Source organism: Bartonella sp. AC535YNZD, from assembly GCF_042196625.1.
In the GTDB taxonomy this organism is placed as follows: Bacteria; Pseudomonadota; Alphaproteobacteria; order Rhizobiales; family Rhizobiaceae; genus Bartonella.
In genome coordinates this window covers 261,065-281,286 of record NZ_JBHIQP010000001.1, presented here as the reverse complement: position 1 = coordinate 281,286, position 20,222 = coordinate 261,065, and the positions used below count along the sequence as shown (strand labels likewise).

Here is a 20,222-nt window from a genome sequence, read left to right as displayed (position 1 = left end):
TGCTCAATCTAATTTGGGCTCAATCCAATCAGGAATATGATCACATCCCATTAATTGCGCATAATCAAGACGTGGACGAATAACTGCATAACGCATATCTTGAACGAGAACTTCAGGGACCAGAAGTCTGCTATTATAAGTACTCGCCATCACGGCACCATAAGCCCCAGCTTGCGTAATTGCCAAAAGATCACTGGGTGCCAAAATTGGCAAGCAACGATCTAATGCTAAATAATCACCAGTCTCACAAACAGAACCCACAATATCTGCACGAATAAGGGAGGCGTCTTTTGCTGCTTGTTTCACAAGGACGACATTCTGCCAAGCATCATAAAGCGTTGGACGCATCAGATCATTCATCGCCGCATCCACAATAACAAAATTCCGCCCTTGCCCCTTTTTTAAATAGAGAACAGAGGTTACCAACACACCAGCTTGACCCACAATGCTCCGCCCCGGCTCCACCACAATATTAATCCCTAAAGGAGCAATATGCTTCTTTACCAGCGCGGCATAATCAAAAGGGGAGGGTACGGTATATTGTTCACAACCATAGGCAATACCAAGCCCGCCACCAATATCTATATGCGTTATTGCATAACCATCACTCCACAATTGACGCACCAAATCTACGATAATAATAAACGCCTCCTCAAACGGCTTTAAATCACAAATTTGACTGCCAATATGCATATCAATACCGCAAACCTGCAATCCAGGCAAAGAGGACGCTCTTTTATAAGCCTCTCTTGCCAACAACAAGGGAATACCAAATTTATTTTCAGATTTTCCTGTTGTAATTTTCTTATGGGTCTTTGCATCAACATCTGGATTAATACGCAATGAAACACGTGCTATTTTTGAAAGTGCAACAGCGCGTTGCGATAACTGTTCAAGTTCCGGCTCTGATTCAACATTAAAACAATAAATATTCTGAGAAAGAGCAAAATCTATCTCTCTCACGGTTTTACCAACCCCAGAATAAACAATACAATGCGCCGGAATACCAACAGCAAGAGCACGCCGTAATTCACCTTCTGAGACCACATCAGCTCCCGCTCCATTGTTAGCTAAAAGCCGCAAAACTGCTTGATTAGAATTCGCTTTAACCGCATAAGCAATCAGACTGGGCATCCCTTGAAATGCTCTTTGATAGTCCTTAAAATGTGTAACCAATGCATTGGCCGAATAACAGTAAAAAGGAGTTCCCACCTCCTGTGCAAGCATAGCAAGTGAACAACCCTCAGCATAAAGTATACCTTGATGATAGGAGAAAAAATCCACACTTGCCTCCTACTTTATCAAACGATCAAGAATAAAAGGTTTATCATCTTCACTTTTAGCAACAGATGTTCCCTGCGTAGGTTTTTCCACACTTGTAGGAGGCATCTCCAATGATCCTTTACGCCCACACCCAACGACACCAAAGCCCCCAAAAAGGACAACCATCAACCCCTTTATTATAACTTTCATTAGTCCTCTTTCCTCATCTTGCTTTCTTTTTTACTTTTAAAATACAATTATTCAAGCGCTCACGAGACGCTTTTTCCAATATGCAATTTGCCGAAGAACCTCTGAAGGTGCTGTTCCCCCAAAGCTTTTACGACTTTCAACAGATTTTTCAACGGTCAAAACATCAAAAAGTGTCGCATTGATATCAGGACAAATTGCTTGAAGTTCATCTAATGATAAATCATGAAGGCGACACTGTTTTCTTTCTGCCAATGCCACAGCACGCCCTGTTATGTAATGTGCTTCACGAAAAGGAATCCCTAATTCACGGACAAGCCAATCAGCAAAATCCGTAGCTGTTGCATACCCTAAATCCGCTGCTTGTTTCATGGCTTTTTTATTCACTTTCAAATCAGCAATCATCCCTGTCATTGCTGCGAGTGATAATTTCAAACTCAAAGCCCCATCAAATACATATTCTTTATCTTCTTGCATATCCTTTGAATAAGCAAGCGGTAATCCTTTCATCACCGTTAACAATCCCATAAGCGCACCATTCAATCGACCTGCTTTCGCTCGTACTAACTCTGCCGCATCCGGATTTCTCTTTTGTGGCATAATAGACGAACCCGTTGAAAAGGCATCTGACAAATGAATAAAACAAAACTGTTCACTTGACCAAAGAATTATTTCTTCCGCCAAACGCGAAAGATGCACCGCACAAAGAGCACCAGCGCTTAAAAACTCCAACGCAAAATCACGATCAGAAACACTATCAATTGAATTGCGTGTAGGTTCCCGAAAGCCTAGTGCTTGTGCTGTCATAAAGCGATCAATCGGAAAACTTGTTCCTGCCAAAGCAGCAGCCCCTAAAGGCGATTCATTCATTCGCTCAAGAGCATCACGCATTCGCGATAAATCTCGACCGAACATTTCAACATAAGCCATCATATAATGGCCCAATGTTACAGGTTGGGCTAATTGTAAATGCGTAAAGCCCGGCATAAAGGTATCAACATGTTGTTCTGCGCGAATAAGTAATTGCTCTATCAATCCTTTTAAAGCTTGTGCTATCTTTTGCGTTGCTTCACGTACCCACAAGCGAAAATCAACAGCAACTTGATCATTGCGTGAACGCGCCGTATGCAAACGCCCTGCTACAGAACCTATCAATTCACTCAACCGCGCTTCAATATTCATATGAATATCTTCAAGCTTTCGTGAAAAAACAAATTTACCGTCTTCAATTTCTTGGCGAATAAGTTTCAAACCATGAACAATTTTTTCATAATCTGATTGTGAAATGATTTTCGTTTGCGCTAACATAGCCGCATGAGAAAGAGAACCTTCAATATCTTGTCGATAAAGTTTTTGATCAAAATCAATAGAGGCATTAATTTCTTCCATAATTGCAGCAGGACCTGCCGTAAACCGACCACCCCATATTTGGTTCTTTAACTTCTCATCTGTCATATTCTGAAAACACCCATCCAAAGGACAAAATTATGATTTTTCAAATTTTCATCAGCGAAAAAAACAATAAAAAAAGGCAACTCTCCCTTGCATTCTTTATCATTGCATTGAGTTTATACGCAACCATAAACTACGATACTAAAAGAGAGTTTTTTCTTTTCAATTTCATTTCAGCAGCACAAGCACAAGAAATAAACACTGATAAAGCACGAGCAGAAAAAATGATGGCGATACGAAAAGCAGCAAAAGGCTTTTTTAGCCACATACGATTTGCTGATACACCCTCGGATATGAATAAACTCTCTTTCAAGGATATTCTAGGAAAAGAGCGTACACTCAGCGAATTTACCGGAAAACCAATGCTGGTCAATCTATGGGCTATTTGGTGTGCACCTTGCCGCACAGAAATGCCCGAACTTGCGCAATTAAAACGTGAATTAGGTGGAGAAAACTTTGATGTCATAGCGATTAATATCGATAAAACTGCTTCTCCTGAAAAAATTCAGCAATTTTTACGAGATATTCATTCAGATAATTTGCTTTACTATCGCGATAAAACAATGGATATTTTCAATAATGTTAGAAAACAGGGGCTTGCTTTAGGACTCCCCATTACATTGCTCATTGATAAAGAGGGATATCTCATTGCTTCCTTCAATGGTGCAGCTCCATGGGCCAATGACGATGCCAAAACACTTATAAAAGCAGTGATTAAAGAGGCCCTATAACTTTAATAACCGCGTCTTTTTAAACGTTGTATAACAAGATCCAGTGCTGACAAAAAAGCAGAACGGTCTTTACGAGAAAAAGGACGGGGACCACCTATTATACTGCCCTGTCCACGCAAATCTTCCATCAAATTGCGCATCGCCAAAGCCTGACCAATTGAATTTACATCAAAAATACGCCCCGTTGGCGAAAGACAAAAACCCCCAGCTTGCACAACCCTTGCTGCTAAAGGAATATCACTGGTAATAACGATACTCGCCTCATGCACATGTTCTACGATCCAATCATCAGCACCATTGAATTCACCAGCAACGACTACTCTCTCAATGAGCGCTTCATCTGGAAGGAACAAAGAACGATTTGCCACAACAAATGTCTTAAGCTGATAACGATTCATCACACGATAAACTTCATCTTTTACGGGACAAGCATCCGCATCAACCAACAAAGTAATGGCAAGTTTTATTCCTCTATCTATCTTTTGATTTTCGTACGATCTACTGTTTTTTTCATTCATCGAAGAGAGCGCCAATAGTTACGATAAAACATTATTGCGGCGTTTATTTCACCTCCCAAAATAAAAATTGCGCTTAAGATGTAAAGAAAAATAATGGCAACCATAATAGATGCTAACCCCGCATAGGTTGAAATATAATCAAACATCGTCAAATATTGTGCAAAAGCAAGAGAAGCCATAAACCATACAAACATTGTCACCACGATTCCTGGTAAAATATCTATAAATTTCCGCTGTCCTGCTGGAAGCCATTTATGAACAATCAAAAGACTGATAAACAAAATAACGACTGCAACTGTATAACGCCATAAACGAATAACACCAATGTATTCAGTCATAAAAAAAGAATGATTTTGCATAATTTTGGTCAGCAAAGGCGCCAGAATCAATAAAAAGCTAATCACAACAAGACCAAAAGCTCCAAGGATTACAAAAAACAGACTTTGAAAACGACAAAACAACAAACTCCGTCGATCAGTAACACGGTAAGCTTTATTTAAAGCCGTACGCAAAGCCTCTATCCCATTAGAAGCAAAATAAGCCGCTCCAATGACAGAAAGCGTCAACACACCTCCTCGATGAATGGTTAAAACATTGACAATTTCCTGAGATAAAGGCTCTGCAATAACATCAGGCAATAACTGCACCAGTGCTTTAATTTTTTGCGGTGTATAGGTAAAAGCACCTAGAAAACGAGCAAAAGATGTTCCAAAAATAAAAAAAGGGAAAAATGCTAAAAGCCCCGATAGCGCAACATGGCTTGCAAAAGCACTCCCATTATCACGCCAATAATGACTTACTGCGTCACCAAAAATACGATAGCTATACCAAAAGATATTTTTTAACAAAACTCAATACTTTCTGGTAAAACTCTTCCTCAGTCTATTTCAAGTTTTATAAAAATCATCAAAACTCTGCAAATAAACATTTTGCAATGTTGCAATATAAAGGTCAATAATCAATACGGTCAAGCCCGACTTTATACCAAAACAAAAACAATAACCCACTCTATGAAGTTCTACAACGACTTCATTTTTTTGTTACTTCTACAGATCAGTAACCTCTTCTGTACATCACATGCCCTATAGAGAACTAAGCAAGATGATCGTGCACACATAAAACCTTTTGAAGTCATGGTTATCTGTATCGAAGCAATCGCCACTCTTTTTTATTGCAATCTATGACTGAATAAAGAAAAAACTTCTTATCGATTTCTAGAAAAAACCAACGAAATTCAACAACCCCCCTTGCTTTTATTCACCCTTTTTTAGAAACACTCTGACGTCCAAAATCAGGAGCATCAATTTCCTGTCCGGCATCAATAATATTGCGACGTACAGCACGCGTACGCGTAAAAAAATTAAACAGTGTTTCACCATCCCCTAAACGAATTGCCTGTTCTAAAAAAGCAAGCCCTTCACTAAAACGACCCAACATTTCTAAAATAGCATCTTTATTATGCAAACAAATATCCCGCCACATAACGGGATCAGAAGAGGCCAAACGCGTAAAATCACGAAAACCAGAAGCAGAATAAGCAATCACTTCTGAATTTGTTACTTTTTCTAAATCACTCGCTGTCCCAACAGTATTATACGCAATTAAATGTGGTAAATGCGAAACAATAGCCAAAACAAGATCATGATGCTTAGGCTCCATCTTTTTGACACGCGCACCACAAGCTTCCCAAAACGCTGTTAATTGTGCGACAGCAGCAACATCGCTATCTGCAAAAGGCGTTAAAATACACCAGCGATTGATAAACAAATCAGCAAAACCAGCGTCTGGACCTGAATATTCCGTTCCAGCAATAGGATGCCCTGGAATAAAATGAACCGTTTTGGGCAATAAAGGTGCCATTTCTGTAATAACCAATTCTTTTGTAGAACCAACATCACTGACAATCGCCCCAAGTTTTAAATGATCACGAATGGTTTTTGCCACTTCTGCACTAGCCCCAACAGGAACAGAAAGAATAACCAAATCTGCTCCTTCAACAGCTTTTGCATTATCTGTCGTATAAAAGTCCCCAAGCTCCAATTCACGCGCTCTTTTCAGGGTTTCTGTACGACGTGTTGCAATAGAAATCTGAGCTGCAAGATTTTTCTTTTTAATCACTCTTGCTAAAGAAGACCCAATCAGACCGATCCCAATGAGTGCTATTTTTTCAAACTGAATATGGAGCATCTTTCACCTTCAAAGATTCTTTGCAAATGTCAATAAAGACAATCGTAAAATCACAATTTTCTTGTTTGTTTGTTCACGAGTTATGCGTAAAATATTAAAAAATGACAACTAGGAAATAAAGAATAACGCAATTTACCAATTATCATCTGCACAAGCTGACAACAGATCACTTTACCTAGAAAACACATAAAAAATAAATGACGAGAAATCTAACATCACGCTCTAAAGCTCCCTCTTAATTACTGATCAAAGCGCATCACCGAAACAAAATAAAATGCACTCTCAATTAGGATAACAACGACTCTACATAAAATCCCATCAGTTTACTTTATCTTACTAATTTACTCACAAAAAAACACATCAAAAGCGTAAGCAGACACTAACTCTTCTCCAATTATCCCGATACGTTCATTAATTTGTACATTAGACCTATATAAAAACGTATTACGCCTCCACCTACAACATCAACATAAGTTTCGCGAATATTGAAAACACCGTAAAACAACGCATACCAACAGATACCATTAAAAACATTTTCCTCTCCCGATTCCGGATACCATAAATCAAATAAATATGAGAAAAACACGCCCTCTCAATAAAGAAAAAGTTTGATAACAAAAACACCGAATATCCCTTTAATGGAATCACACCCCTCACGTAAAATAGAACGCCCTCAACAGAATAAATTTGGATTACAAATTCATGGGTTTGTTTTAAAAGGCATCTCGCTCCCTAGCCTATCTCACGACAGTGTTCATAAATGTTATAACTATAATCTATTAAGCACGACCCTCTTCACACTTAATAAAACACTATCATTATATTTTCCTACCCCCAATGTTGCAAAAAACCTTGGAATTTGAGAGCATTCATAAGAGGCATTTTTAGTGCTTTTTTGTACAGTTTTTATCCACACGCCCCCCACTTATGACGTGCAAAAGACATTGTTCTGATTGATTCAATATGAAAAATAATAAATTATTAATAATAAACAATGGCTAGTTCTGTTTATGAGACACATTCATTGCTAAGATTATCATCTCTGTATCAAACATAAAAGTTTCCCCATAGGTGCTGTCGTTTTCATCATAATCTATTTTGACTTTCTCCTCATCCCAAGAAAATTCTTAATTCATACCAATCTGCAAACAATTCATTTTCTTGTCTAAAAGATTCCTCTAGCTCACTATTTTATGTGATTCAATTAATCTATAATACATTGATTTATAAATATAATTATTGTTTTCAGTTTAAATCATAACTTCGAATACTGTAAAATTCTTCCATCACAAACCCTCTTATCAATTAAAATCTCTTGTCTACACGTCACAAGAAGACATGTGAGCAAAATGATGAAAAACGCTCTCTAATGCTAAAAACTGTAGCAACATTAGAGGCTAGCAAAGTATATAATGAGTGTCGACTTGCACTTTTATTAAGCGTAAAGATAAAGTTGCTCTATGGGTTTTATATTCTTCACAAGGAACTTTACTTCTACACCATTCATAAACACCGACGCGAAATAGATATGACGCGCATTGAAAAATATTTCTAAGAAAGCGTATGAATCTACCATACAAGTGTCTTCTTTTGTTTGAGACACTCTGTTTTACATGTGGGTGTTACTCCATTAAGACTCTATGAACCAACCTAATATTCACCACATCCCCACACAAAAAACACCGAATGCGTAAAATTTCACCTGAGCCTTATATTACTAACCTAAAGAACAGTGTTTTGCGGCACAATAAGATAATAAAACTGTATCAAGATTGTCTTTTGAAGGAAAGTTTTTATCAAACTTTCAAGCTCTTAAAACGCCTCCTCAAAAATAGCGTTCCTTTAACCTCTACCTGATAACGCAAAAGCTGTAATTGCTGAAAATGCTTCTGTATTGTATTTAAAATAAAAAATCATAATATTTTTAAAACACTAAGCAGCCATCTGGCGTCGTGCAATAATTGTAAGCCCTAACAAAACTTGACGAATGATAGCTTCACCCAAAAGCGGATTTTTACGGCTGTCTAAAACAGCACTCTGAATTCTTTCCATCGCATAAGAAATTTGCTCTAACTTCCAATATTTTAAAGCTTGTTCAACGATCTTTTTCCGTTGAAAAAAAATAGGAGGACGTGCTTGAGAAACCACCGTAAAAGGCGATTTTCCTTCAATCTCTACCTGATAACGCAAGAGCTGTAATTGCTGAAAATGCCTCTGTGCTGTACTTAAAATAAAAAAAAGCGTCCCATGCAATGCTGCATGTCGGTTAAAATGCGCTTCAAAGCCTGATATATCGCCCAATAAAAGAGCATCAATGACTTCATCTTGAGAAAGAACACTTACATCACTTACAACAGCTTTCACATCTTCAAGAGTAATATGAACATTTTCAGCGTAAAGACAAAGCTTCTCTAATTCACCGCGAGACACAAGACGATCCGCCCCTAAACTTTCATGCAACCATCTACGTGCATCCAAAGAAAGAGTCTTCTTAAACTGTCCTAAAACCTCATCAATTAAACTGTCAAGAGAACGCATATCATCAGCAAAACAAGGCAAAGCCATTGCTTTTGACGCTGTTTCAACAACATTGCGCAACCCTGTTCCTTTTTTTAAATCTCCTGCCTCAATGAGAATAAAACAAGCTTCTGGTGGCTTCTCAATTAAAAGCTTTAAAGCAGCAAGAAAACCTTTTTGGTTAGCCGCATTAGAGATCCATATCAAACGATCTCCCCCAAAAAGCGATAACGTACGCGCTTCATTTTCCAAACGTGCAGGATCTTTATCAATTTCACCAGCATCCAAACGAACTGTTGAAAATGGATCTTCTATTGCCACCCGTGTAAGCTTAGCAAAATGTTGTGCACGCTCACAAATCAGTCCACGATCCGTCCCATAAATGAGAACAATAGGAAAAGCACGTGAAAAACGCGTTAGAAATTGATCAACTTCATGTGCTTTTTTCTGAGCCACATTATTAACCTATTAACAGTTCATCATCATCAAGAACTTCCCCGCGAACTTTCTGAAACATACCAATTAAATCATTGACATCCAAGCCCTTACGCTCTTCATAACTCACATCCAAAATCACTTTTCCACCATGCAACATCAATGTGCGATTGCCATAATCAAGAGCCTGACGCATAGAATGAGTCACCATGATAGTCGTTAATTTTTTCTCTTCAACGATTTTTTCAGTCAATCGCATCACAAAATCAGCCATTCCAGGATCAAGTGCTGAGGTATGTTCATCAAGCAATAAAACATCCGCATGTGCTAATGTTGCCATCACAAGACAAACTGCTTGGCGTTGCCCACCTGATAAACTATCCATAGGATTATGAATATATGCTTCAAGACCAATGCCTAATTGAGCAATTTTTTCTCGAAAAAGTTGCCGTTTTTCATGGTTTAAAGCTGAACGCAAACCACGACGACTTCCTCGAAGAGCAGCAAGAGCCAAATTTTCTTCAATTGTTAAAGAACCACAACTTCCCTCTAAGGAATCTTGAAAAACACAAGCAATCTTTCCCGCACGTTCACTGACTGATTGCCTAGAAACATTTTGTCCATTGATAACCACTTTCCCCGTTGAGGGAAGCGTTGCACCTGCCAAAACACTAAGCAAAGTGGATTTACCAGCACCATTTGAACCAATAACCGTAACAAAACTACCCTGCTCAATTTTGAGGTTAATATCAATTAAAGCCTGTTTTTCCAAAGGCGTTTGCGGTTTAAATGTGACCCCAACATGAAACAACTCAATCACGTTTACGCCTCCTCCAATAACGTGGCACAATAAGAGTTAAAACAACCAACAGCGAAGTAATCAACTGAAGATCTGTCGATGTATCAATACCAATGCCATTTGCTTCAAATGCAAATTGCACCGCTACACGATAAAGCACAGACCCCACAATACAGCTGATTATAATCCACAAAATATTGCGCGTGCGAAAGAGAGTCTCACCGATAATCACGGCAGCCAACCCAAAAACAATAGTTCCAATTCCACCGGTAATATCAGTTGCGATGGCAGTTTGAATATAAAGAGAACCACCAAGAGCAACACACGCATTAGAAAGCCCCATACCAAAATAAATCAATGCTGATGTATGAACACCTTGCGCCGTCGCCATGCGTGGATTAGCGCCCATTGCACGCATAGCAAGACCAATTTCACTTTCCAAAAAGCGCCAAATCAAAAACGCCATAACTAGCAACACAATACCAACGAAAAGAGGACGCACAAAAATATCGGACAAACCAAACAGATTATAAAAGGGCGTTAACGCCGTATCAGCAAGGGCTAAATTAACATTAGACCCTCCCATAATTCCCATAATACGAAGATTAACCGTATAAAGTGCCGACATTGTTAAAATGGAAGCCAAAAGATTTAAAATGCCAAAACGCAAATTTAACATAGCTGTTAATAAACCAGCCGCCATACCTGCACAAAAAGCGCATGCCATAGCTGCCCATGCGTTAAAACCTAAAAGAATCAAGACGCCACAGACACAGGAACCAAGAAGAAACGAACCATCAACCGTTAAATCAGGAAAATCTAAAACCCGAAATGAAAGATAAACCCCTATAGCAACAAACGCATAAATAAGGCCTAATTCCACAGCGCCAGAAAACGCAAATATATTCATGTAAAGACAATCCCCATGAAAACTTAACGTATTTTTATTGTATCAACACTCTATCAATAAAAGTTATTGAATCACTTTTGTTGCACGATCAATAACTGCCTGCGGAATAACAATCCCTGCTTTTTTAGCTGCTTTCAAATCAATTCGAATGTCATTATTAGCCGCCTGCACAACATCAATATCACCAGGCTTTTCACCCTTTAGAATACGTACAACCAATTTCCCAGCATCAACCCCTACATCATAGAAATTCACACCTTGCGTCATAAAAGGCCCGCGCCCGATAGTATTAGCATCAACAGTAAATACAGGCATATTGGCTTCCTCTGAGACCTTTATTGCACCTTCTAAAACAGATAAAATCGTATTATCAGCAGGAACAAAAATAATATCGACCTTACCGATTAAAGCGCGTGTTGCTGCCTGAACATCTGAAGGTTTTGGTGCCGATGAAGGAATGATTTCAATTCCTGCTTTTTTTGCTACATCCTTTAATACCTTAAGTGTCGAAACAGAATTTGCCTCAGAAGCATTATAAAGGTAACCAATTTTTTTTAAATCTGGTTTTACTTCTTGTAAAAGTCTAACACTTTCTGCAACATCTATACGATCCGAACTCCCTGTCATATTACCGCCAGGTTTGGTAAGCGAAGAAACGATTTTAGCTCCGATAGGATCAGAAATTGCTGCAAAGACGATAGGAATTGTTTTTGTTGCCGCAAGCATCGTTTGTGCTGAAGGCGTGGTAATTGCGACAATAACATCGGGTTTATCACCAACAAATTTACGTGCAATTTGCGTTGCTGTTGAAATATTACCCTGCGCTGATAAAAAGGTAAGGTGAAAATTTTCACCTTGCTTATAACCATTTGCTGCAAGCACATCTTCCACACCTTTACGAACAGCATCCGCAGCAGGATGGACCATAATTTGCGTTATTGCAACTTTAACGTATTTAACTTGGTCATCGGCCTTTGCAACACTGTTCATCATAAAAACAGTTGCAATGATAATCCCTAATATATTTATTCTCTTCAACATTATACTCCACCCCTCTCCATGCAAAAATTAAAAAAGGAATAATTTATTACTGAAGAATTTTCTAAAATCAATCTTTATTTCATTTTATTTAAACATGGACAAAATAAATCAAACTAAAATGATATTTTTTTGTTGCAATTCGTAGAAGCCTACGCCATACAGACAAGACATATATCGAATCGGTAAGCGGGTGTAGCTCAGGGGTAGAGCACAACCTTGCCAAGGTTGGGGTCGTGGGTTCGAATCCCATCGCCCGCTCCATTGAATTTTGTATTTATTCGTTCTTGTGTGGAGTTATAGCTTGTCATCGGTTGTTGTAGCTGTATGTAGCTTGCCAGCAGGTTTTGTATATTTTTCCATTCGGTTTTGTATCAATTTATTTTTTTCAAAGTTTTTCTAAGATTCGTAATTTCTTATGAAACATCTATTGGATTGGGGGGCTTAGATTTAAGATAATAATTTTGAACTTAGACGGATTTTTTACAGCCACCATATAAAAGATTAATTAAAAATGATGAGCAATGATAAGAAAAACAAATGTTAAACAAATCAAAAATTGACTTATCATTAGAGAATAATTTTTGTTCAAAAGTATGTTTTTTACCAAAATTGTGCCCTAAAATAAAGATTGTTGATTTTCCAAATGGCGTGTCTTCTATTAATTCAACATTTGCTTCAGATACATTCAATATTATCTCTGCTAAAAATTTACAAAAAACTATACCTGTAGAGCAGGCAAAGTCTATTATCGATTCCTTTAATGCGCAGAAACTACCTTTAGCTTGGTGGGTTGACCTCATTCGTCTCATTATAAAGTTGATGAAGTTCTCTTATCTATTGGCTTAGAGCATGTTGAAACAGAGGTAGGAATGGCAGCTTTAGCGCAAGATATAGACTCACATGTTACTTCTATGCCGGATAACTTCAAAATCAAAGAAGTTGAATCCCTTCAAGATTTTAGAGATTACGGAAATGTTATGGCATCAGTATTCGAGCCTTTTGATGAAGAAGCGGTTATATTTTATGAAGCAATAGGCCATTATTATAAAAAAGACTCTGATGTAGAGATGTTCGTTGGTTATATAAATAATAATCCTGTAGCAATATGTTTTTGTATTAAAGCAGATGGGATTGGTGGAGTGTATGATATTGTCACCAAGCCGGATTTTCAGAAAAGAGGTGTTGGGACATTCATGACAAAAATTGCTATTGAGCATTTAAAAAGAAGGAGATGTCATGTAATTGGTATGCAAGCCTCTCACGAGGGAATTAGCATTTATAAAAAATTTGGTTTTACAAACTTTGGTAAATTTAAAATTTATTCCAATAAACACGTAGTGGTTTAGCTATGAACTCTTTTTTTGCTCATCAATTAAAAAATTTATTATTTTCAACAAAACTCAAATATGATCAAGCAATCGATATAACCAAGGAAGCTTGACCAATCCCCTTTAATACTGATAGTGAAAAGCTAAAATCAGTTATTACAAACATAATTGTTTCAAATGACGCACTCAAATTTTCTTATTTTTTTAATTTGTCTTAAAAAGATATCTATCACAAATCTAAGTTGAACAAATGTAATTTTTTATATGATCGATAATCTACTGTATGTTACTGATAATTATGAAGAACTCGAAAGAAAACATTTAAAACGACAGTTGCATCATAGTTTGTTAGATGGTTAGTCTGTTAGTTAATTAATAGAAAAAATTTTTGCTTTATACAATAACCAAAGGAGCTTAAAAAAACTTTTAAAGGTCCTTTATATGTATTGTTTCTTTTTCTATATTACAGTTGATGATGAAAAATCTCTCACGCTAATTGTAATTATTTTCAAACGAAATAAACTGTTTTCACCTATTATTTAGAGTAAATTAAATTTTTGGGATTTCTGGCACATCATTTGAAAGATAAAAGAAATTTTCCCTTGTACTTGTGCAAACAGCGTAGACATCATTTGATAATCCTCTTTCTTGAACAAATTCTTATCCAGAATAATCTTCAATACAAAAATAAATTAATAACTTGGTTTATAAAGATAATTTATCATTATTCATATTGAGCAAGCGTCTCAAATATCATAGGATTATCTCATTTCAAATCTCTATACATTAAAATCACTCACAATCATCTGCTCACACATAACAGGAAAAATTGAGGCATCAATAAAATTCACTTGAAGAAAGGAATAAAAACTCTTCTTCTGAACGCTCTGAAATACCAAAGACTATCGCAAAATTGGGAGCCCAAATAGTATAGGAGGTACCCCTTTCACCTTGAAAATGTAAAAATGGGAAGCATAATAGCTTTATACACTTCATAGAGGCTTTAGACCATTCACGAACGTTATTATAAAATGGATGTGACACACTTTGAGAGAAATCTCTTTAAAATAGACATGTGAATTAACAATATAAATGCATCCTATTTTACATGAGAAGCATAACTTCAAATCAAGATAAGGTAACATAAAGTATTGAAATCGTCATAGTGCACAACAAAATTAGACCATTTTAAATGTTTAATGGTAACATCTGCTAAACAACAGAATAAAAATTCAATTTTGAAAAGATTAAACCAAAGGATAATGACGTTGTAATATCCGAAAAAAATTTACCATATCACCTGAAAGATCATTGATAATTCCATCAGGAAGTATCAATTTCTATTTAGAAAACCCTATCCGTGCCGACAAAAACTATGTAAATGTTAGATATATAATAATTTTGATGACGATTTTGACTCATCCTGTTTTGCCACCAATATAATAAACAGCAAATATAGTGGATCCGCCAGCTTTAATATCGCCTTGTAAAAGGTCTTTCCCTCTACACTTTTTGCTATCAAATCCTGATTTTACAATTCCTTGCTCTCTTTTTTATACTCAAAATTGCCTCTGAAATAGGATAGATTAATCGTAAAAAATATATAAAAGAAGCAAATTATAACATTTTTTCTTATCCTTCTTAATACAAAATAACTGTTAAGCTACAATGCGCTAGCACTTATCAATCATAAGCCCAAAACATCATATAATGACGACACAAATTCATAGAATGAAGATTTTTCACAATCAACCGTTGTATTAATCTTTCCATAATGCATAAAAATGATGAAGCGGCCCTCGCCCTTTCCCTACTTTTAAAGCATCTGAGGCAGTTAAAGCGCCATGCAAATAATCTTTTGCTTGTTTAACAGCGCAATCCAAAGGTTGAGTAGGTAACAGAGCTGCAATGGCAGCAGAAATGGTACACCCTGTCCCATGATCATGAGTAGTTGAAAGACGAGAGGCTTCAAGTATAAAAAGGTTTTCACAGTCACAATAAAGATCTGGACTAGAACAATCGTAATTTTCTGTACTATTTTTGGTAATCGTATTCAAATGTCCCCCTTTTAACAAAACTGCATGACACCCTAGCGCCAAGAGTCGTGGAGCATATTGATACATAGTCTCTAAAGACCATTGCACTTCACCTCCCAATAACAGTGCAGCTTCAGGCAAATTTGGCGTGATCAAAGTTGACATCGGCACAAGAACATCACGCATAATTTCAATTGCATCAGACTTTAAAAGAACATCACCACTTTTTGCAACCATAACCGGATCAAAAACAATGAAACGCGCTTTATGATAAGCAAGACGTTCTGCAATAACCTGTGCAATCTGAGCATTTGCAACCATACCAATTTTAACGGCATCAACATGGATATCCTCAAAAACAGAATCAATTTGATCTGCAACAAAAGAAGCATCTAATGCCTGAAAAGAACGCACACCCTGAGTATTTTGTGCAACAACAGCTGTAACCACACTCATACCATAAGTTTTCATAGCTGAAAAAACCTTCAAATCCGCCTGCATTCCAGCGCCACCAGAAGGATCTGTTCCCGCAATAGATAAAATCCGTGGAATAAAAAGTTTATCTTTTTGTAATTCCATTAACCTCTTCCCTTCTGTTTTTAAATATCGGAAAATGAGTTACCGAAAAAATAGATGCTTGAAAAAACATAAAGAAGATGTTTTCTCATGTGAATTATATTATATATGAAGTCTTCTTATAGATATAAAATGGAAAATGTAGTGCTTATCCTTCGTTCTATTCTTTTTACGTTCGCTTTTTATACAACAACTTTCATACAAATGATTCTTTACGCTCCCGTTTATTTTTTAATGCCCCGCAAAAAGGCATGGATTGTCCCTAAAACATGGGCACGCGTTACACTCTTTTTGCAAAAATACATCGCAGGCACAAGTTATGAGATTGAAGGTTTAGAAAATCTTCCCAAAGGACCCTATATCATTGCTCCAAAGCATCAATCGGCTTGGGAAACTTTCAGTCTTGTTCCCTATTTTGATGATCCCACTCTCATTTTAAAACGTGAATTGATGTGGATTCCATTGTTTGGCTGGTATATGGCAAAAACACAAATTATCCCCATTAACCGTACAACCCCCATCAAAGCCTTAAAAATGGTTATACAAAAAGCAAAAGAGAAAGTAAAACAAGGGCGCCAAATCTTGATTTTTCCCGAAGGAACACGCCGACAACCCGGTCAAAAACCAGATTATAAGTCAGGAATTGTCGCGCTCTATAATGAATTAGGACTTCAAGTTGTTCCTATTGCACACAATGCGGGTTTATATTGGCCACGCAATAATTTTCGCCGCTATCCCGGAACAATTCGTGTCCGTATTCTTCCCCCGATAGAGGCAGGTTTAAGCAAACGTGATTTTCTAGATCAACTTGTCCAAAAAACTGAAAAAGCGTGTGATGAACTGCTTCTCTTAGCAGCTCAAGATCCTAGCCCTCCTCCTATGCCACCATACGCTGTTCAGAAACTTCAAAAACTAAATCATCATGAAACAATGCACTGATTGATAAGAATAGTGTATCACTTTGTATATTGAGCGGAGTATAAGAAACAAAAATATAAGAAAGATACTTCAAACTTTCTAATTCAAAATTATAAAACACATGTACATGATAAGAAATAATCAATGTGTAAATTTTTTTGGAAAAGAATTCTTCCTCTCTTTAAAATCATTTAAATAACATACATCTCATTGACTTATAAGGATGTTTTAGCGTTATTCAACTTGAATGAGAACCCTGAATACCGTAAGATTCTCTCATTTCAAATCTATTCTAGGTTGAATCAATTAGAATCATTTTCTTACACATTACAAGCGGGGATATCTGTGTGAATAAAACGATACAAGAAAAGATTAAAATGCTTTTTACGAACAGTCTCAAGTGCCAAGGGCTATCCTAACAGGAGAGCAAGAAAAATGCATGATTATGCAGATTCATTCTTTTCTGAGAAATTCAATCCCTCCAAGAACATGAAATCTTGTACAATCTTCATTATTTAAAAAGTATTTCTTGAGATACTTAAGTCATCAAACCAAATTCAAGGGGAAAATAAAAATGAGTGTTGGTTTTTATCCCACAGACACAACGGATACAGCAATTAACCATCTTTCCTCCCTATCCTAGACTTAAAAGCTTTGTGTGCTACATTAAAACAATTCTAAATAACGAATAAGAGGGAACTAGATTTAAATTAATGCAACGTCTCTTCTATAATTTATTTTTTTCTGTGATTTTGAGTTTATCCAGCGCTGTCGCTCTAGCGCAGCCTTTTATTTCTGTTGATGTTACAACGAGGCGTATCTTAAAACATAATCAAGCTTTTGAGCGTTGGTATCCTGCTTCCTTGACAAAATTAATGACCGCTTATGTTATTTTTCGTGCCATGAGCCGAGGAGAAGTTTCACCAAACAAACATATCACCATCAGCGAATACGCCGCAAAAGCTCCCTCATATCGTTCAGGCTATAAAGCTGGTTCTGTACTCACACTTGATACAGCCTTAAGTATCACCATGGTTAAATCTACCAATGATTTAGCTATTGCCATGAGTGAAGCCATTGCAGGTTCACAGAAAGATTTTGTACGTAAAATGAATAGCGAAGCTAAACGTTTAGGCATGTTTGGCACCCATTTTGCAAACGCAAGTGGTTTACCAGACCCTCAAAACTACTCCACGGCACGCGATATTGCTCTTTTAGCCGTTCAAATACGTCGAGAATTTCCACAATATGCTCATTATTTTTCTATTCCAGCCATTGATTTTGGTAATAATCGAAAAATTCAGCATAATTCAAACAACCTCATTGGCCGTTTTTATGGGATAGACGGTATGAAAACAGGCTTTATCTGTGCCTCTGGTTTTAATCTTGTTGCCTCAGCCACCCGCAATAAACGTACAATTATTGCTGTCATTCTAGGTGCTAACAACATAAGCGAAAGAGAAGAAAAAGCTGCACAACTTCTTGAAATAGGATTTTTGCACCAAGGAAGCCCCCAATTAACACTAGCAACATTAAAACCTTATGGGAGCAACATAACACAAGCCAACAATATGAGACAACAAACATGCACACCTGAAGCCATAAAAATGCATGCAAATTCATATGATGATCAAGGAAATATTATTCTCACCTCACCTTTTATCACTGCTCCACCTTCTTTTTCTCATCCTTTATCAGTACACCTCATTCGTACGCCACAAGCACCTAAAATGACAGTAAAACCACTAAGAAAACCCTATATTCCGTATAAAAAGCACGCAAACCATTCTATAAAAAGCCATAAATCATAATCTACAATTAATTATAATACTTTGATTTATAATGATAATTAATTATTTTGTACCTTATGTCAGACCCGCAAGTATTGTAAGATTCTCTCATTTCAAATCTGTATTTGTTGAATCAATAAAACCAGTCTCTTGCGCGCCACAAGATGGATGAACATGTAGATAAAATAATTAAAACAAGGAATAAAAATCCTTCCTATAAATCCTTTCAAGAACCAAGAATTATCATAACATTGACGCTAAAAAGTGTATGATATACCCACGTGCACCTATCTTTATAAGCGTAAAGATAGTGGTACAATAGATTTCATGGGGGATTAACCATTATATCCCTCACGGACACCATTATAAATTGGTTCGACATACTGAGATATATTTTTTAAAAACAAAACTATGATTGATGATTAACATGAAAATAAAGCGCATCCCTCTCACGCTTATTACGGGCTTTTTAGGCTCTGGCAAAACAACTTTGCTTAACCGTATGCTACAAGCCCCTCTTCTAACAGAATGTGCTGTTATCATCAATGAATTCGGCGAAATCAGTATTGATCACCTTCTGGTTGAAAAAACGACAGAAGGAATTATTGAGCTTGCCAATGGTTGCTTATGTTGCAATTTACGCAGTGATCTCATCGACACATTAATTGATTTAATAAATCGCGTTCAGACAGGACAGATCAAACAACTCCATCATATTATCATTGAAACCACAGGGATGGCTGATCCCGCCCCTATTTTACAAATACTTTTAAGCCACCCATTGTTTATTCAAACATTGTCCATAAATGCTGTTATTGCAACATTTGATACATTAAGCCCACTTTCCATATGTAAGCGCTACCCTGAAATATATAAACAATTAATATTTGCTGATAAAATCATTCTCACCAAAACAGATCTTAGAGACCCACAAACGCTTTCAGATACACTCCTTAGCACACTTAAAACAATGAATCCCACAGCACAAATCATTGACGCCCATTCTGAAGATTTCTGTTCAAATCTATTAATAAATAACACATTATGGGATGAAAAAGGAGAAAATACAAAACTTAAACAAAATCTTACGACTACCCCACATGATCATACCCCCCATAAAACCATTCGTACCTTTTCACTAAACTGTGAGGATCCTGTTGATTACGCCACAATTGAAGCTTTTTTAGATCTCCTACAAGAGCGCTATGGTACAAAATTATTACGTATTAAAGCAATTATCGCATTGCGTGATGACCCTTATCGCCCACTTGTATTACATGGCGTACAAACATTTTTTCATCCTCCCATAAGATTGCCAGCATGGCCAAAAGGAATAAAACAAACACGTTTTGTCATCATTGCCGATAGTGTTGAAAAAGAAGCAATACAAAAGCTCCTCAATGCTTTTTTTAATAAACCAGCAATAGATACTGCAGATAAAACAGCTCTCTTAGAAAATCCTCTGGTCATTCCAGGAATAAAATTTTAATTTTTTCGCCCCTTCAATGATATAA

At 36.8% G+C, this 20,222-nt stretch carries 17 protein-coding genes and 1 tRNA gene; 7 read left to right on the top strand and 11 right to left on the bottom strand.

From position 1 onward, the window contains the following. Positions 1-3 precede the first annotated feature (3 nt). The 3 genes from lysA to argH are packed head-to-tail and all read right to left on the bottom strand — an operon-like array spanning position 4 to position 2,925. On the bottom strand, positions 4-1,284 hold the full coding sequence (gene lysA, locus ACFIM8_RS01040; protein ID WP_375614360.1) for a diaminopimelate decarboxylase: 1,281 nt from the start codon (positions 1,282-1,284) through the stop codon (positions 4-6). A gap of 9 nt (positions 1,285-1,293) precedes the next feature. Next, complete coding sequence (locus tag ACFIM8_RS01035; protein WP_375606046.1) at positions 1,294-1,473, bottom strand: LPS translocon maturation chaperone LptM; 180 nt, start codon at positions 1,471-1,473, stop codon at positions 1,294-1,296. Positions 1,474-1,524: 51 nt separating this feature from the next. Beyond that, positions 1,525-2,925, bottom strand: coding sequence for an argininosuccinate lyase (gene argH, locus ACFIM8_RS01030; RefSeq protein WP_375606047.1), 1,401 nt, complete (start codon positions 2,923-2,925; stop codon positions 1,525-1,527). A gap of 32 nt (positions 2,926-2,957) precedes the next feature. Between argH and ACFIM8_RS01025 the strand changes: the two genes are divergently transcribed. After that, positions 2,958-3,653, top strand: a complete 696-nt coding sequence (locus ACFIM8_RS01025; protein ID WP_375614359.1) for a TlpA disulfide reductase family protein — start codon at positions 2,958-2,960, stop codon at positions 3,651-3,653. 2 nt (positions 3,654-3,655) lie between these two features. On the opposite strand, the gene ACFIM8_RS01020 is transcribed toward ACFIM8_RS01025, so the two are convergent. The 7 genes from ACFIM8_RS01020 to ACFIM8_RS00990 all read right to left on the bottom strand — a co-directional run bounded on the left by ACFIM8_RS01020 (position 3,656) and on the right by ACFIM8_RS00990 (position 12,060). Continuing rightward, positions 3,656-4,171, bottom strand: a complete 516-nt coding sequence (locus ACFIM8_RS01020) for a YaiI/YqxD family protein (protein ID WP_375606049.1) — start codon at positions 4,169-4,171, stop codon at positions 3,656-3,658. Then, a complete protein-coding gene (locus tag ACFIM8_RS01015) occupies positions 4,168-5,019 on the bottom strand; it encodes a YihY/virulence factor BrkB family protein (RefSeq protein ID WP_375606050.1) in 852 nt (283 codons plus the stop codon). Before ACFIM8_RS01015 ends, ACFIM8_RS01020 begins: the two co-directional genes overlap by 4 nt. Positions 5,020-5,428: 409 nt before the next feature. After that, positions 5,429-6,358, bottom strand: coding sequence for a prephenate/arogenate dehydrogenase family protein (locus ACFIM8_RS01010; protein ID WP_375606051.1), 930 nt, complete (start codon positions 6,356-6,358; stop codon positions 5,429-5,431). Between the two features lie 1,932 nt (positions 6,359-8,290). Continuing rightward, positions 8,291-9,331: a DNA polymerase III subunit delta gene (gene holA, locus ACFIM8_RS01005; protein WP_375614358.1), complete on the bottom strand. Its 1,041-nt coding sequence runs from the start codon at positions 9,329-9,331 to the stop codon at positions 8,291-8,293. Positions 9,332-9,335: 4 nt separating this feature from the next. Then, positions 9,336-10,130 carry an ABC transporter ATP-binding protein gene (locus ACFIM8_RS01000; protein WP_375614357.1) on the bottom strand — a complete coding sequence of 265 codons (795 nt, stop codon included), beginning with the start codon at positions 10,128-10,130 and terminating at the stop codon, positions 9,336-9,338. Then, the gene (locus ACFIM8_RS00995) at positions 10,123-11,019 is read right to left on the bottom strand and encodes an ABC transporter permease (protein ID WP_375614356.1); all 897 of its coding nucleotides are present in this window, start codon (positions 11,017-11,019) and stop codon (positions 10,123-10,125) included. The genes ACFIM8_RS01000 and ACFIM8_RS00995 overlap by 8 nt, the downstream gene beginning before the upstream one ends. A 63-nt stretch (positions 11,020-11,082) precedes the next feature. Continuing rightward, positions 11,083-12,060 (bottom strand): ABC transporter substrate-binding protein, encoded by a 978-nt coding sequence (locus ACFIM8_RS00990; protein WP_375614355.1) that lies wholly within the window; start codon positions 12,058-12,060, stop codon positions 11,083-11,085. Positions 12,061-12,246: 186 nt separating this feature from the next. Between ACFIM8_RS00990 and ACFIM8_RS00985 the strand changes: the two genes are divergently transcribed. The 3 genes from ACFIM8_RS00985 (at position 12,247) to ACFIM8_RS00975 (ending at position 13,406) form a co-directional block, all read left to right on the top strand. Further along, positions 12,247-12,321: transfer RNA gene (locus tag ACFIM8_RS00985), tRNA-Gly, on the top strand. Positions 12,322-12,597: 276 nt separating this feature from the next. Further along, the gene (locus ACFIM8_RS00980; protein WP_375606056.1) at positions 12,598-12,906 is read left to right on the top strand and encodes a hypothetical protein; all 309 of its coding nucleotides are present in this window, start codon (positions 12,598-12,600) and stop codon (positions 12,904-12,906) included. Between the two features lie 23 nt (positions 12,907-12,929). After that, positions 12,930-13,406, top strand: coding sequence for a GNAT family N-acetyltransferase (locus ACFIM8_RS00975; protein WP_375614354.1), 477 nt, complete (start codon positions 12,930-12,932; stop codon positions 13,404-13,406). Between the two features lie 1,742 nt (positions 13,407-15,148). Here the strand turns inward: ACFIM8_RS00975 and thiD are convergent. Beyond that, positions 15,149-16,003: a bifunctional hydroxymethylpyrimidine kinase/phosphomethylpyrimidine kinase gene (thiD, locus tag ACFIM8_RS00970; RefSeq protein WP_375614353.1), complete on the bottom strand. Its 855-nt coding sequence runs from the start codon at positions 16,001-16,003 to the stop codon at positions 15,149-15,151. Between the two features lie 129 nt (positions 16,004-16,132). Between thiD and ACFIM8_RS00965 the strand changes: the two genes are divergently transcribed. The 3 genes from ACFIM8_RS00965 (at position 16,133) to ACFIM8_RS00955 (ending at position 20,197) form a co-directional block, all read left to right on the top strand. Next, positions 16,133-16,939 carry a lysophospholipid acyltransferase family protein gene (locus ACFIM8_RS00965; RefSeq protein ID WP_375606059.1) on the top strand — a complete coding sequence of 269 codons (807 nt, stop codon included), beginning with the start codon at positions 16,133-16,135 and terminating at the stop codon, positions 16,937-16,939. A gap of 692 nt (positions 16,940-17,631) precedes the next feature. Next, complete coding sequence (locus ACFIM8_RS00960) at positions 17,632-18,729, top strand: D-alanyl-D-alanine carboxypeptidase family protein (RefSeq protein ID WP_375609965.1); 1,098 nt, start codon at positions 17,632-17,634, stop codon at positions 18,727-18,729. A 406-nt stretch (positions 18,730-19,135) separates the two neighbouring features. Further along, on the top strand, positions 19,136-20,197 hold the full coding sequence (locus ACFIM8_RS00955) for a CobW family GTP-binding protein (protein ID WP_375614352.1): 1,062 nt from the start codon (positions 19,136-19,138) through the stop codon (positions 20,195-20,197). Positions 20,198-20,222 lie beyond the last annotated feature (25 nt).